This window comes from Polaribacter sp. YIW18 (genome assembly GCF_057219325.1).
In genome coordinates this window covers 34746-50445 of sequence record NZ_JBXVVE010000008.1, presented here as the reverse complement: position 1 = coordinate 50445, position 15700 = coordinate 34746, and the positions used below count along the sequence as shown (strand labels likewise).

Annotated in this window: 12 protein-coding genes; 8 read left to right on the top strand and 4 right to left on the bottom strand. The window is 29.4% G+C overall.

Going from position 1 to position 15700, the window contains the following annotated elements:
* The first annotated feature begins 49 nt into the window (after positions 1-49).
* The 5 genes from AC2D6T_RS09450 (at position 50) to porT (ending at position 5103) form a co-directional block, all read left to right on the top strand.
* Complete coding sequence (locus tag AC2D6T_RS09450) at positions 50-1168, top strand: hypothetical protein (protein ID WP_484681315.1); 1119 nt, start codon at positions 50-52, stop codon at positions 1166-1168.
* A 31-nt stretch (positions 1169-1199) separates the two neighbouring features.
* Entirely contained in the window at positions 1200-2585 is a 1386-nt protein-coding gene (locus tag AC2D6T_RS09445; protein ID WP_484681314.1) for an OmpP1/FadL family transporter, read from the top strand.
* Between the two features lie 138 nt (positions 2586-2723).
* Positions 2724-3632, top strand: a complete 909-nt coding sequence (locus tag AC2D6T_RS09440; RefSeq protein WP_298947614.1) for a NifU family protein — start codon at positions 2724-2726, stop codon at positions 3630-3632.
* A 29-nt stretch (positions 3633-3661) separates the two neighbouring features.
* A complete protein-coding gene (ubiE, locus tag AC2D6T_RS09435) occupies positions 3662-4393 on the top strand; it encodes a bifunctional demethylmenaquinone methyltransferase/2-methoxy-6-polyprenyl-1,4-benzoquinol methylase UbiE (protein ID WP_484681313.1) in 732 nt (243 codons plus the stop codon).
* Between the two features lie 2 nt (positions 4394-4395).
* Positions 4396-5103, top strand: coding sequence for a type IX secretion/gliding motility protein PorT/SprT (gene porT, locus AC2D6T_RS09430; RefSeq protein WP_347186515.1), 708 nt, complete (start codon positions 4396-4398; stop codon positions 5101-5103).
* A gap of 18 nt (positions 5104-5121) precedes the next feature.
* Here the strand turns inward: porT and AC2D6T_RS09425 are convergent, their stop codons facing one another.
* Complete coding sequence (locus tag AC2D6T_RS09425) at positions 5122-5856, bottom strand: TrmH family RNA methyltransferase (RefSeq protein WP_484681312.1); 735 nt, start codon at positions 5854-5856, stop codon at positions 5122-5124.
* A 69-nt stretch (positions 5857-5925) separates the two neighbouring features.
* Between AC2D6T_RS09425 and tamL the strand changes: the two genes are divergently transcribed.
* The 3 genes from tamL to accD all read left to right on the top strand — a co-directional run bounded on the left by tamL (position 5926) and on the right by accD (position 10684).
* Complete coding sequence (gene tamL, locus AC2D6T_RS09420) at positions 5926-8430, top strand: translocation and assembly module lipoprotein TamL (protein ID WP_484681311.1); 2505 nt, start codon at positions 5926-5928, stop codon at positions 8428-8430.
* Between the two features lie 117 nt (positions 8431-8547).
* Positions 8548-9615, top strand: coding sequence for a class II fructose-bisphosphate aldolase (gene fbaA / locus AC2D6T_RS09415; RefSeq protein WP_298947625.1), 1068 nt, complete (start codon positions 8548-8550; stop codon positions 9613-9615).
* Between the two features lie 196 nt (positions 9616-9811).
* A complete protein-coding gene (gene accD / locus AC2D6T_RS09410; protein ID WP_298947627.1) occupies positions 9812-10684 on the top strand; it encodes an acetyl-CoA carboxylase, carboxyltransferase subunit beta in 873 nt (290 codons plus the stop codon).
* 38 nt (positions 10685-10722) lie between these two features.
* Here accD and AC2D6T_RS09405 read toward each other — a convergent pair whose 3' ends face one another.
* The 3 genes from AC2D6T_RS09405 to AC2D6T_RS09395 form a co-directional block, all read right to left on the bottom strand.
* Complete coding sequence (locus AC2D6T_RS09405; protein WP_298947628.1) at positions 10723-11220, bottom strand: DUF3575 domain-containing protein; 498 nt, start codon at positions 11218-11220, stop codon at positions 10723-10725.
* A gap of 36 nt (positions 11221-11256) precedes the next feature.
* The gene (locus AC2D6T_RS09400; RefSeq protein ID WP_438989519.1) at positions 11257-11823 is read right to left on the bottom strand and encodes a DUF3575 domain-containing protein; all 567 of its coding nucleotides are present in this window, start codon (positions 11821-11823) and stop codon (positions 11257-11259) included.
* Between the two features lie 479 nt (positions 11824-12302).
* Positions 12303-15680: a hypothetical protein gene (locus tag AC2D6T_RS09395; RefSeq protein ID WP_484681310.1), complete on the bottom strand. Its 3378-nt coding sequence runs from the start codon at positions 15678-15680 to the stop codon at positions 12303-12305.
* Positions 15681-15700: the final 20 nt, after the last annotated feature.

Sequence of the window (15700 nt, the reverse complement as noted above, 5' to 3'; positions counted from 1 at the left end):
TTTTTTGATAACATTTATTTCGTTACTGTTTCTCTTAAAACAAAAAAATATGAAATTATCACATAAAAATAACAGATTTAATTCAGTAGCATTATTTATAATAGCAAATTTGTTGCTTGTTTCTTGTGGTACTTATCAAAGTGTATATAATGATGATGGTATTTATGGAGATGACCGACCCACAAAAAAAGTTATTGTTGTAAATGAAAGAGAATATGAAGACTACAACACTAATTATTTTACACAAGAACTTGAGCGTTTAGAGAATGTAAATAATAATGATATTTTTACAGACGTAGATACATATCATACTGCAGATACTTTATATGTAGAAGATGGTTTAAATTATAATACAAACCCATCTTGGGGAAATAACTCTAATGACGTTATTGTAAATGTAAATGTTGTAGATCCATACTGGAATAATTTTTACAATCCAGCTTTTGGAATGTGGGGCTATAATAACTTCGGATGGAATCATTGGGGTTGGAATGATTGGAGATTTAGAAATAGATGGGGCTGGAATCCTTATTGGTACCCATACCATAACAACTTTGCTTTAGGCTGGGGCTGGAACAATTGGGGTTGGAACAGAGGTTATAACAACTGGGATAGAAATAATAGATTTAATGATAGATATATTAGAAATACAACTTTTGGAAGAAGAGTTGCCTATAATAATAGTACAAGAAGAAATGGAGTTACTACTAGAAGATCTCCTATAAGTTCAAGAAGAAGTACAAGTACTTCTAGGTATAATTCATCTACTGTAAGGAGGAACTCTAGAACTGTTAATCCAACTAGGAGAAGTTCTACTACAACAAGAAGAAGTTCGTCAACCACTGGAAGAAGCTCTGGTAATACAACTAGAAGATCATCTTCTAGTACACGAAGAAGTTCATCTTCTACAAGAAGAAGTTCGGGCAGTTCTAGGGGTTCTTCATCTAGTTCTAGAAGAACCAATAATATAAGTAGTGTTAATAGAAATGCTACTAATAGTAGAAGTACTTACAAGCCTTCTACATCTAGTTCTGTTAGAAGAAGTACTAGTTCTACAAGAAGCACTAGTTCATACAGGCCTTCAATTTCTAGTAGCTCTTCTTCAAGAGCAACAAGTAGTAGAAGTTCTTCTACAAGAAGTTCATCTTCATCTAGAAGAAGAAATTAAACATTTAATTATAATCTATTAAAGCATAAAAATGAAAAAATTAATAACGTTTGCGATTTTGTTCGCAGTAACTCTTACATCCTTTTCGCAATCATTAGGATATCAAGATTTGGCATTATTGTTCTCTGAAAATGATGCAAATGGTACAGCACGTTTTACGTCTATGAGTGGTGCTTTTGGAGCATTAGGTGGAGATATTTCTTCAATAAATATAAACCCAGCAGGTATAGCTGTTTTTAATAATAGTGCTTTTTCTGGTAGTTTTAATTCTAGAAATACAGATATTATTAGTAATTATTATGGTACTTCTAGAAATAACCAAAACCAATTTTTAAATTTAACGCAAGCGGGTGCAGTATTAGTTTTTAGAAGTGCTTATAATTCTGAATGGGAAAAATTTGCCATAGGTTTTAATTATAGAATGAAAAAAGATTATAACAACGGGTTTAGTGCTGTTGGTAATAGTGGTATTGCAACTTTTAGAGATTTTCCTTTAGATAATAATACACCAACGATAGATTATAATGTAGCAGAAGAACAACGTTTTCGGAATAATTACACAGGCGAATTAAATGAAGTAAGCGTAGCTTTTTCTGCGGTTCATCAAAATAAATTATATGTAGGTGGTGGTTTAAATTTTTACGATTTAAATTTTAGACAACGTGCTACTTTAACAGAGTTCAATAATGATGGAAATGGTAATACATTAGATGCTAATTTGTATCAAGAAAATTTTGTAACTGGTGCAGGAGTTTCTTTAAACGCCGGTTTTATATACAAAGCAAGTAAAAACTTTAGATTTGGTTTGTCTTACCAAACACCCACATGGTTTACAGAAGTTTTAGAAGAATCTAATATTGTAAATAATGAAGGTTATATGGGCGATACAGAAATTGTTGTAAGTAATGACAATGTTATATACGATAATACTGCTGGAGGAAATTTTCCGTCTCAAAATTTTATTTATAGGCTAAAAACACCAAGTAAATTAACAGCAAGTGCTGCCTTAATTTTTGGTAAAAGTGGTTTGTTAAGTGTAGATTATTCAAACAAAAACTTTACAAATATGAATTTATCTGATGCAGATTTTTCTGGAGAAAATCAGTTTTTTCAAAATGAGTTAAGAAATGTCTATGCATTAAATATTGGTACAGAATGGCGTTTTGATAGATTTAGCGTTAGAGGAGGTTATAAATTTGAACAAGATCCATTAAAAACAGCTTTAGATTCAGATAATTTACAGGGCTATTCTTTTGGTGGAGGTTATAACTTTGGTAACTTTAAAATAGATTTTTCTTACAGCGATAATAACAGAACCGCTTTCTATAATTCGTACCCACAGTTTCCCTCTGTAAATTCTACAGAGTTGGCAATTAGTAATAAAGTTTTTACAGGTACTGTAACCATCAATCTATAAAAAAATAAACAAAATTTATGATTAAGACGTTACTTAAATGGTTGTAAAAAATCATTAAAGTAACGTCTTAAAGTTTATCTCAATTATACAATAGTATTTATCTTTTTTGCCTTAATTTTGCAATTCAATTTTTAGCAGATGTCAGAAACTAAAATAACAATACAAGAAACAACCAATAATACTATTATTAAATACAACAGTACTAGTGTTTTAATTAATGGAGGTAGTTACGAATTTAATAATATAGATGAAGCTAAAAACTCTCCTTTAGCACAACAATTGTTTTATTTACCATTTGTAAAAAAGGTATTTGTAACCGCCAATTTTATTGCCATACAACGCTTTGATATCGTGGAGTGGGAAGAGGTTCAAGAAGAAGTAAGAGAACAAATAGCAGCTTATATAAATAATGGTAACGCAGTTGTAAACGAGCAAACAACCTCTAAAAAAGAAGCTATAGAAGTATATGCAGAAGTTACGCCAAACCCAGCAGTAATGAAGTTTGGTACCAATAAAGCATTAACACAAACAGATGTAGAATTTAAAAATATAGATGAAGCAAGTGCGTCATCGCCTATAGCGCAAGCTATTTTTAATTTTCCGTTTGTAAAACAAGTTTTTATCTCAGACAATTACATATCTATTACAAAATATGATATGGTAGAATGGGATGAGGTTTACGGAGAAGTAAGAACTTTTATAAGAGAATATTTAGCAGCAGGTAAAATTATCATTAAAGAATTACCAAAAGAAGAAGCTATCACATCAGCAGAAAATAAGGCTGTAAAACCAACCATAGCTTTAGAAGGTACTGCAGCACAAATTGTAGATATTTTAGACGAATATATAAAACCAGCAGTAGCCGGTGATGGAGGTAATATTGCCTTTAGATCTTATGATGAGCAAAACAAAGTAGTAAGCGTAATTTTACAAGGTGCTTGCAGTGGTTGCCCATCATCTACAGCAACTTTAAAAAACGGAATAGAAAATTTGTTAAAAGAAATGTTGCCCAATCAAATTAATGAAGTTGTGGCAATAAATGGTTAAAAACAAGTTTAAGCCGAAACCAAAACAATATGTCAGCAGAAAAAATAAACCCATACAAAGATTCAGCATTAGGTAAAAAAGAACAGGTAGCACAAATGTTTGATACTATTTCTGGTAATTACGATGGTTTAAATAGAGTAATTTCGTTAGGGATTGATGTAAAATGGCGTAAAAAAGTTGTTGAAATTGTTAGCAAAAACAATCCAAAACAAATTTTAGACATTGCAACTGGTACTGGAGATTTAGCATTAATGATGTCTAATTTAAACCCAGATAGAATTGTTGGTTTAGATATATCTGAAGGTATGTTAGAAGTTGGCAAGCAAAAAATAGCTAGAGCAAAGCTATCAGATAAAATAGAAATGGTAGTTGGAGATTCTGAAGAAATGCCATTTGAAGACAATACTTTTGATGCCATTACAGTTTCTTTTGGCGTTAGGAATTTTGCTAACTTAGATAAAGGTTTAAAAGAAATTGCTAGAGTTTTAAAACCTACTGGTGTTTTGGTAATTTTAGAAACTTCAAACCCAACAAAATTTCCATTCAAACAAGGTTATAAATTATATACAAGTGTATTTTTGCCAATAGTTGGTAAATTATTCTCTAAAGATAAAGCAGCTTATTCTTATTTGTCTGAAACTGCAAATTCTTTTCCTTTTGGAGAGTCCTTTAACAATATTTTGAGAAAAAATGGGTTTACATATACAGAAGATAATCCTGTAACTTTTGGTGTTGCTACAATTTACACAGCACGTAAGTAATTATGAGTAAAAGAAGTCTTTTTTTTTCTTTTTTTTTGATAACAAGCATTTCATTTTATGCGCAAAGTGAACGTGTAGAATATTTACCTACTTTTGATAGAAAACCTTTGCATTATGGTTTTTATTTTGGGATAAATCAAAACGATTTTAAACTAAACCTAAGAGAAAGTAATGTTACAGATGCCAACATAACAGTAGAACCAACAGCAGGTTTTAATGTGGGTTTAATAGCAGATTTCAAATTACATAAAAACTTAAATTTACGTCTAGAACCAGGTTTGGTAAGTAATTCTAAAAGAATACTGTTCAATCATCTAAACACATCATCTAACCCACAAGATAGTATTAGAGAAATTGGATCTACTTATTTACACATACCGTTGGTTTTTAAATTTAGTACAGATAGGTATAAAAATATACGTCCTTATTTATTAACGGGTGTTTCTTACAACTACAACTTTTCTAGTAACGAGGCAAATCAAGATGATAACTCTGCAGGACAATTTAGAATGACAACCCACAACTTTATGTACGAAGTTGGTATAGGTCTAGATTTTTACTTGTATTACTTTAAATTTTCTCCTTCCATTCGTGGTTTTTTTGCATTTAACAACGAAATTAAATACGATGATGATCCAAACAGTCAATGGACATCACCTATTAATTTTATGGGAACTAGAGGTATATTTTTAAACTTTGCTTTCGAGTAAATTTAAAGTTTAAGATTTTTAAATTTTATTTCTAGAAAACTCACTCAATAAAATTGCAGTAGCAGTCGCTACATTTAAACTTTCGGTTTCTTGTGTTTCTCCAAATCTTGGGATAGAAATTGTATGAGAAATTAATTTTTTAATTGTTTCAGAAACCCCATTAGCTTCATTTCCCATTATTAAAACACCTTCTTTAGGTAAGTCGCTTTTGTAAACATTTTCTCCATTCATATCTGCAATAAAAGCAGGTAATTTTGAATCCTTTAAATAATCATATAAGTCTACATAATTGATGGTAACTCTAGTTAAAGAGCCCATACTTGCTTGTACAACTTTGTTATTATAGCAATCTACAGTATCTTTAGAGCAAATTAATTGTTGCACACCAAACCAATCGCATAAACGAATAATGGTACCCAGGTTTCCCGGATCGTTTATAACATCTAAAGCAACAATTAAACCTGAACTTTTAGGTGATTTTTTTTCGGGTATTTTAAATAAAGCTAAAACTTTATTTGGCGTTTTTAAAGAGCTAATTTTTTTTAACTCATTTTCGGAAACAATTGTAATTTTATCTACAGCTGTCATTGTTTCAAAATTTTCGGTACAAAATAGGCTATATACTGTAAAGTTAGAATTTAGCAATTCGTTTACCACTTTTATACCTTCAGCAATAAATAATTGATGCTTTTCTCTATACTTTTTTTGCGATAAACTTGTTATTAATTTTAGTTGATTTTTAGAAATACTCATTAAATGTATCTATTTATAAATAAACGCTTGAAAAATGTTATTTTTGAGGTTGAATGTATTGCTAAAGTAATGAAAAAACTTTCTTTTTACTTTTTATTCTTTTTGTTTTTAAGCGCATGTAACTCTACAAAACATGTTGCAGAAGATAAACACATGCTTACACAAAATTATATTTATGTGGACAGTGTTAGAAATAAAAGCTCAGAGCTTCAGAAGTATATTCTTCAAAAACCCAATTCCAGGTTTTTAAATTTACCTTTTGGCTTGTATTTTCATAATTTAGGCAATCATGATAAGTCAAAAACCCCATCAGAGTGGGGAAAGGAAAATCCTAATAAATATAAATTTATAAAAAATATTTTTTCAGAAAAACAAAGTATTGCCTACGCAAACACATTTATAAACTTAAATAATTGGTTTTTAAGTTATGATAGCCCAGTTATAGTTAACGAAAATAAAGTAAAAAGAACCGCAGATAATTTATGGGCTTATTATAAAAATAAAGGATATTTCGATTCTAAAGTAAAGGAAACCATTAATAGGGATGGTAATAAAAAAGCCACTGTAGACTATCATGTAACTTTAGGAAAACCTACTTTATTAGATACGATAAAAGTACATATAGAATCGCCTGTTTTAGATTCTATCTATAAAGCTTCTAAAACAACAAGTTTATTAAAAAAAGGAGCTCAATACAATGATGAACTTTTTAGAAACGAAGCCAAAAACATAGTTAAACTCTTTAAAAACAATGGTGTTTATTATTTTTCTGAAGCTGCATTAGGCTTTTATGTAGATTCTACTAGAACAGACCATAAAATAAATGTAGCGTTTTTAATAGCGAAAGATCGTTTTAAAGAAGTAAACAATAAATTTGTTAAAAGAGATTATAAAGTACATACAATAAAAGAAATCAATGTTGTAACAGATTATTCTTACACGCAAAAAGGCAAAGTATATCAAGATACCCTACAATACAAAGGAATCAATTTTTTAGCGCATCAAAAATTAAAATACAACCCTAAGTATTTAGCACAGTCTATCTTTTTTAACCCAGGTGATATTTATAAAGACACTTTAAGTAATTTAACCAGAAACCACTTAAAATCACTTAAAAATTTTAAGTCTACTATTATAGAATTTATTCCAATTTCTGGTACAGATGATGCTTTCAAAATGAATCTAAAATTGTCTCCAAGAGATAAATACACTTTAGGTTTCGAAACAGAGTTAACACACTCTAATATTAGAGAAATTGGTACTTCTGCAAAGTTTTCATTAACCAATAGAAATGCATTTAAAGGCGCAGAAATATTAAAATTTTCTTTTTTAGGTTCTTACTTTAATGCCCAAAATGGCCCTGGTTGGGAGGTTGGTGCAGACGCATCTTTAGAAATACCAAGATTTTTAGCCCCTTTTGGATTAAACAAATTAGTGCCAAAGAGAATGAATCCAAGAACTTTATTTTCTTTAGGTTCTAGTTTTCAAAAAAATATTGGTTTAGATAGGCAAACTTTTACCTTTTTATCTGATTATAGGTGGCAGTATAATCGTAAAAAAACCATGCAGTTAGAGATTTTTAACACACAGTATATTCAAAATTTAAACGTAAATCGTTTTTTCGATATTTATAGTTCAGAATTTAGAAATCTAAATACTGTTGGCCAAAATTACGATGCAATCAATGGCACTAATTTTTCTCCTTTATCTACAGATTTAAATGTGCAATCTACTGAGGCGTTAAATTTTATTAGAGAGGTTGAGGCTAATAATACAGGTTTTCAAACAACAAATCCTGATGATTATGACACTGTATTAAATATTCAGAACAGGTATAACATAGTTACTTCAGATTTTTTAATACCAATAATTGCTTATTCATATACATATAATAACCAAATAGATTTTAAAGACAATAATTTTACCTTTTTTAAAGCGAGAGTTGCAAATTCAGGTAATTTATTGGGTTTATTGTCAAATAATTATAATGCAAATGGTAAAAAAACCTTGTTTAAAATTCCTTTAGCGCAATATTTTAAAACAGATATAGAATACAAACGTTTTTGGGACGTTGGATTAAACGCTGTTTTTGGGATTCGATCTTTTTTAGGCGCAATTATTACTTATGATAATTCAGATATACCATTTACAAGAAGTTATTTTGCAGGTGGTTCTAATGATATTAGAGCGTGGCAAACTTATGAGTTAGGACCTGGTAGTAGAAACACTGGATTAGAATTTAACGTAGGAAGTTTTAAATTTTTAACTAGTGCAGAATATCGTTTCAATCTTTTTGGAAGCTTAAAAGGAGCCCTATTTCTAGATGCTGGAAATATTTGGGATATTTCTAGATCTAAATTTATAGACGATGCATCTAAATTTAGTGGTCTTGAGTCTTTAAAAGAAATTGCCATAGGCTCAGGCCTAGGAGTTAGATACGATTTAAACTTTTTTGTTTTAAGATTTGATGTAGGTTTTAAAACTTACGAACCTTATTTAGAGCAAGGTAAATGGTTTAAAAACTTTAATTTTGGAAGTGCTGTTTATAATATAGGTATCAACTACCCTTTTTAATAAAACTGGAACTAAAGTCTATAACGTTTTCGTTATTTTTTGTAAACTACAAAGTTAAAAGCAGCTATTTTTAGTATTTTTGAGGTCAATAAAAATCAACAATATAAAACACAATTTATGAGTCACAATATAAGGCCAGGTGTAGCAACAGGTAAAGAAGTGCAAGATATCTTTAACTATGCTAAACAAAAAGGATTTGCATTACCAGCAGTAAACGTAACCGGTTCTAATACAATTAATAGCGTTTTAGAAACAGCTAGAGATTTAAACGCTCCAGTAATCATTCAATTTTCTAATGGAGGTGCTCAGTTTAACGCAGGTAAAGGACTTTCTAACGATGGGCAACAGGCAGCAATTGCTGGTGGAGTAGCAGGTGCAAAACACATTCATGAATTAGCCGTAGCTTATGGAGTGCCAGTAATTTTACATACAGACCACTGTGCAAAAAAATTATTACCTTGGATTGATGGTTTATTAGACGCATCAGAAAAACATTTCGAAGAAACAGGAAAACCTCTCTATAGCTCACACATGATAGATTTATCTGAAGAGCCTTTAGAAGAAAATATCGAAATCTGTAAAACCTATTTATCAAGAATGAGTAAAATGGGGATGACTTTAGAGATTGAGTTAGGTATTACTGGTGGAGAAGAAGATGGTGTAGATAATTCTGATGTAGATGTTTCTAAGCTATACACACAACCAGAAGAAGTAGCTTATGCTTACGAAGAACTATTAAAAGTATCTCCACAATTTACTATTGCAGCAGCATTTGGTAACGTACATGGAGTTTACAAACCAGGAAACGTAAAATTAACACCAAAAATCTTAAAAAATTCTCAAGAATTTATTACAAAGAAATACGGGGTTGAAGAAAATCACATTGATTTTGTATTTCATGGTGGATCTGGATCTACCCTAGAAGAAATTAGAGAATCTATTGGGTATGGTGTTATTAAAATGAATATTGATACTGATTTACAATTTGCATTTACAGAAGGAATTCGTGACTATATGCAAGAAAAAGCAGATTATTTAGCAACACAAATTGGAAACCCTGAAGGAGCAGATCAACCAAATAAAAAACACTACGATCCTAGAAAATGGTTACGTTTAGGAGAAGAAACTTTTAAAGCGCGTTTAAAGAAAGCTTTTGAAGACTTAAATAACGTAAATACTTTATAGTACACACATTTTACATATTTAAAAAGCATTTTGATTGAAAATCAAAATGCTTTTTTTATGAACAAATAAGGAATAAAATCAATTGTGTTTTATAAAGACACGCTTTAAAAAAGTATTTTTAAAGAAAAAACTTTTACATTTGTAGCTCATTTATTGCTTTAAAAAAGTAAGCAAAAAATTAAAATATATACTTAATATGGCTTGGTTTAAAAGAACAGATAAAGGTATTCAAACTTCTACAGAAGATAAAAAAGATACACCCAAAGGCTTGTGGTATAAAACCCCAAGTGGTAAAATTATAGATACAGAAGAGTTAAAAAGAAACTTATATGTAAGTCCAGAAGATGGTTATCATGTAAGAATTGGTAGTAAAGAATACTTTGAATTATTTTTTGATGAGAATAAGTTTACAGAATTAAACGAAAGTTTAACCTCTAAAGATCCATTAAAATTTGAAGACACCAAAAATTATCCAGATCGTTTAAAAGCAGCACAAGAAAAAACAAAATTAAACGATGCTGTAAGAACAGCAGTTGGTAAATCTTTAGGGAAAGATTTGGTGATTGCAGCTATGGATTTTGCTTTTATTGGAGGTTCTATGGGTTCTGTTGTTGGAGAAAAAATAGCAAGAGCTATAGATTATGCAATCAAAAATAAAATACCATTTTTAATGGTTTCTAAATCTGGTGGTGCAAGAATGATGGAGGCATCCTTATCTTTAATGCAGTTGGTTAAAACATCTTCTAAATTAGCGCAATTAGCAGACGTTAAAATACCTTACATATCTTTATGTACAGATCCTACAACAGGTGGCACAACAGCATCATATGCAATGTTGGGCGATATTAATATTGCAGAACCAAACGCATTAATTGCATTTGCAGGCCCAAGAGTTGTAAGAGACACAACTGGTAAAGATCTACCAGAAGGTTTCCAAAAGTCTGAGTTTGTATTAGAACATGGATTTTTAGATGCTATTTACGAGCGTAAAGACTTAAAAAAACAAGTAAACTTATATATAGATTTAATACAGAATCTTCCAATTAGAAAAGAGGAAGTGATATCATAAAATAAAAAAGCCAGCATAAGCTGGCTTTTTTATTTTTTTTAGAATCTCCAACCAACATTTAAACCTAATCTTGGAACTAAAATTGGTGAGTTAGAGCCGAATAAATTTCTACCCAAACCAAGATAAGCATCAATAGTTAAACCACCTTCTGCAATGTATTTGCTTCCTATAGCAACTCCTAAAGCAGCATCAGTATATTTTAAATCGTAAGTGCCAGAATCGGCTATAGATTCTTTTTTACCTGTATTGACTCCCAGAAAACCTTCTCCAAAGAAATTCCATTGTGCTTCTGAGGTAAAATAATGACGAAAATAAGGTGTCATCATTATGTTTTCATTATATCTAAATTTTGCGTCTTGTTTGGTAAGGTTAAATAACGCAGAAACTCCAAAAGAACTTACATCATTAATATAAGTTTCATAAGAAAACTCTAAACTTCTTATACCAATAGCATCTGCAACATCTAATTTAATTTCTTGTTGTGCGTAACTAAAAGCACTTATTAAAAATGTAGCAACTAAAATTATTTTTTTCATTGTTTTTAATTTATAACAAACTTACTAAATTATCTCTTAAAATCTATAACCTAAAGAAATGCTAAACCTACCTACAATATTAGTATCTATAAAATCATCTCTATTTTTTTCAGAAATAAGATTTCTACCAACACCTAATAGAACTTCTGTAGTAAAACCATTTTTTGTTACAAATTTGCCACCTAAAGAAATTCCTAAAGCAAAACCAGTTTGATACTCTACTGAGCTTGAGTTATTAGTATTGTAAAAATAATCGTGTTGTGTGTTTAACATTCCAAATCCCTCAACAAAAAAACCTCTTGCGAATCTAGATTCATTAAAAAACCAACGATAATAAGGTGTTAAAGAAAATTTTCTATTAATATAAACATCAGCATTTACAATATCTGTAAAATTATAAAAAAGTGAAACTCCAAAAGAGAGATCCTTGTTAATTAATTTTTCAAAAGAAACATCTAAAGAATTAAATACAATTAAATTAAAGGCATTCAGCTTTAATTCATATTTCTTATTAAGATCTTGTGGATATTTTTTTTCGGTTTCCTGACCAATAATATTTAAAGAAATAAATACAATTGTTACAAAAAGGGCTAGTTTTTTCATGTTTTATTTTTTTATAAAAATAACAATAATTAAAATGATATAGCCTTATTTTAAAAAATTAAATTTCACTAAACAAAGAGATCCCTTTTTTGATAAAAGACTTATTTTTTAATACCTCTGGATTTAGAATTTCAATACAATCTTCATTTGTAGCACCAACTTCCAACAAAACTTTTTCTAAATAAAGAATCTTATTTTTTCTTTCTTTAAAACCAATGCAAAATAATGGGTATCATTTTTTAAAGTTGCACTTTTGGGCATCGCAATTTTTTTGTTTGGATCTACAAAAATTGCTGCTTCTACAAACATGCCTTTAATAAAATTTACCCCTCATTTTCTAAATGTCCAAGTACTTTTATGGTTCTATCTCTATTAATTGATGTACTGTACAAATGTACATCTGCATTAAAAGATGTATCTGTTTCATTTATTACTAGAACTTAGAATATCATAGTTACTAAAAACAAAACTTTAACAAATTAAAAAACGGCTCTTAATTGAATGCTACCTGTATGAATTGTTTTAGAGTTGTCGCTTTTTCTACCTGAATAATTTAGATTTAAATTTAAAAAAGAATTTAATTTTTTATTAAATAATACATTCCAAGTGTAATTTCTGCCAGCTTGCAAACCTTCTAACATTTGATAAGCCACAGGTGTATTTGTATTCCCTGTAAAATTATTTATAAAAGCATTTATATTGGCTGTAACTTGATTTTTTTTATTGCTCAAGTAAAAATATTCGAAGCCAATTTTATGTTGTTGTAAAGTTTCAAAATCGGCTACATTATTTGTTTTGTTTTTAAAGTGATAAAATGCTGATAATCTGTTGTTATCACTATATAAAAAACTGATTTTAGGTTGTAATTCTGTACTTTCTATGGTGTAATTTCTATTGTTAAAATTTTCAGTTTTTAAATCGTTTTCTGCCAATTTACCTAAGAATTCTATCAACCAAAAATTGGCAAACTTATGCGCAAAATCTACTTGATGACTTTTGGTATTGTTTTCTTGTGTGCCAATTAAAAACTGTTGCTTGTTTCTTAAAGTACCATAGGTATACGTGGTGCTATATTTTTGTAGATTTCTGTTGAAGTAAATGCTGTTTCTAAGACTAAAATTTAAACCTAATAAATTGGTTTCGTTAAAATTAAAAGGGTTAAAATTAAAAGAATTACCAACCTTGGTCTGTTCGTTTTCTATGCTAATAAAATTATCGTTATGAAAGTAAGAAAGTGCTTTTTTAAACCCTTTTTCTTTTTTCCATTGATTAAAATTTAAGTTAATTGTTTGTCTAAATTTTGCTTTTTGGGTAGCAATAAAACGTAAGTTAGGTTTGGGTACTCTTAAATAATTGGCTTGGTCTTGAAATTCTGCAATTTCAAATTCATCAAAATCTTGTACACCGTCATTATTGTAATCTATCCAAGTATAATAGCCAAAACCGGGTTCTGTTTTAATATAAATAAACTCTTGTCTAGCAATATTGCCAGAAGAAGTTTCGTACAATGTACTTAAGTTTACAAAGTTTTTAAATAATTTTTGTGTGAATAATAGTCTAGAGTTTACTGTTTTTTCATCTTCTGAAAAAGCATTTTCTGTAAGTCTGTAATTTGCATATATACTTAAGTTTGTTTTTTTATTTTGTATCAATTTACTGTTGATATAAAATGATTTTCTGTTGTTAATTTGTGTAAATTTATTGGTTTTAATACTGTCATTATTTCTATAATTTACACCAATTTTCGCAAATACTTTAGCAGTATCTCCAATACCAAAATAGGTTTCGAGTTCTTTAAATCGATGACTTGTATTGATAAAATTATTACTTGTAATTTCTTTTCTGCTATTGGTTTCTAGGTTTGTAAAAGCACCAATCCAAGTTTTTTTAAAAGAATGTTTTACTGTGGCTTTGGCTCTTAAAAAATTATTGTCTTCTAAAGTAGACGTGTTTGTTAAAAAACTACCATCCACAAAAAAGGAAGTATTATTTAGTTTTATTTTGACATTAAGAGCATGTTTGTTTCCATTATACGTGTCTATATAATTTAAGTGATTGTACTTGTATTTTAAAAAACCTTTTGTTTTGTTTTCCAAAACAAATTCTGATTGAAAATAATTTTTAGTCGCATTATTGGTTAGTAAATTCCAATCTCTATTAAACTCTACACGTTCCCATCTTTGTAGAGTTTTAAAGTTTTTTTGTGCAAATTCGTGATTGATATGACTAGTTAATTGCCATTTTTTATCCATTAAAACTTGCTGCCAACCAATTTTTGCAGCAATCCCATTATTTTCTGTATTGTCTATGCTAGAAAATAAATTGGCATCGTTATTACTAATTGCTATTTCAGATGAAAGGGTTGTTTTTTTGGTGGGTGCATAATTCGATTTCACCATAAAAATTTGAGATTTTGTTGGTGGAATCAATCTAGTGATAGGGCTGTAATTCCCTTGGTTTTTACCTGCATAACTAAAAATATTTCCAATGGCTGTGCTACTTTCTAATATATAATCACCATTATTGCTACCCACATTTGTAAAGGTTACAAAATAGAGTTCCTCATTAGAATCTGTAGAGTATTCAAAAATTTCTACAGCACCATTTGTGGCTTTTTTGTAGAGAATTTTATTTTCATCAGAAGTATCTACAAAAGCACTTTCTGCAAACATTAAATTGGTATTGTTACCAGCATTTGCTAAAATTTGTTTTTGTGGGTCTGTTAAAGCTTGTTGTAAAGGTTGATTTTTAGCATCGTTTTCACTGTAAAAAAAACTACTTATATCTAGTTTTTCTGAATTGTATTTTACAGATTCATACGTAACAAAACGGGTATAATTTCTGTCTGAATATTGAAAATCTATCCAGATCCTCATATCATTCGTAATAGGGTAGGTAGTGTTAAACGTTATTTCGCCTAAATTATAATCTATGGTATAGTCTTTATTTTCTCCTCTTTTTATTTGAATTCCATTAATGTATACCTTTTCGCTACCACTAATAATTACAATATTTGGCTCGTTATTTGCGCCCACAATTTTGTAAGGACCTTGGTTGCCTTCTCTACCCACAATTGTAAATGTATTAAATTTACCACGCACAACAGCGCCAGAAGCACTTACTTTTAAATTGTTATTAATATTTGCTTCTACCTCTAAACCAGCGGCTTGTTTTACAAAAGGAGCAAAAAAGCTTTCGCTATTTTTTAGTGATAAATCTCCAGCTCTTACACGCCAATCTTTATGAAACATTTCTATAAAAATTCTATCAAAATCGGTAATATTTTGAGAGTATCCATTTTCTTGTATGGGGATGTTTGTATCCCAAATATTGGCTTTTAACGTGATTTTATCCGATAATTTTCCTAAAATTTCTAAATCTAAAGCCGCATTTGTAACCGCATTTTGATTATTACCAGATGTGATTCCTCTAGAAATAAACCCCTTGGTTTGTAGGCCATCAAATAATTTTATGTTGGTAGCTTCTTTATTGCTAGTTAAGCTATACAATTTATCAGTACTTGTAGTGTTGGGTAAAATTAGCCGTTCATCAAAAACTGAATATGTTTTGGTAACAAACTCAGGAAATCTAAAATATTCTATAGTTATTTCTGGATATTTTTTAGCATTAATAATTAATGTTGCCTCTGTATGATTTATAATATAGTTTGTAGGATTTATCGGTTTTAAAAACGTATTTACTACTTTAAAACGCATTGGATTAATGGCAACAGAATCGAATTTTAAGGTGTCTTTTTTTAGCAGAAATTTTTTAGATCTAAAATCTGTATGAATTGTTTGTGCTTGTATGGAGTACCCAATACAAACCAGCCATAAAAAAAGAAATTTTTTATTCATAAAAAACGTTACGTTTTTAA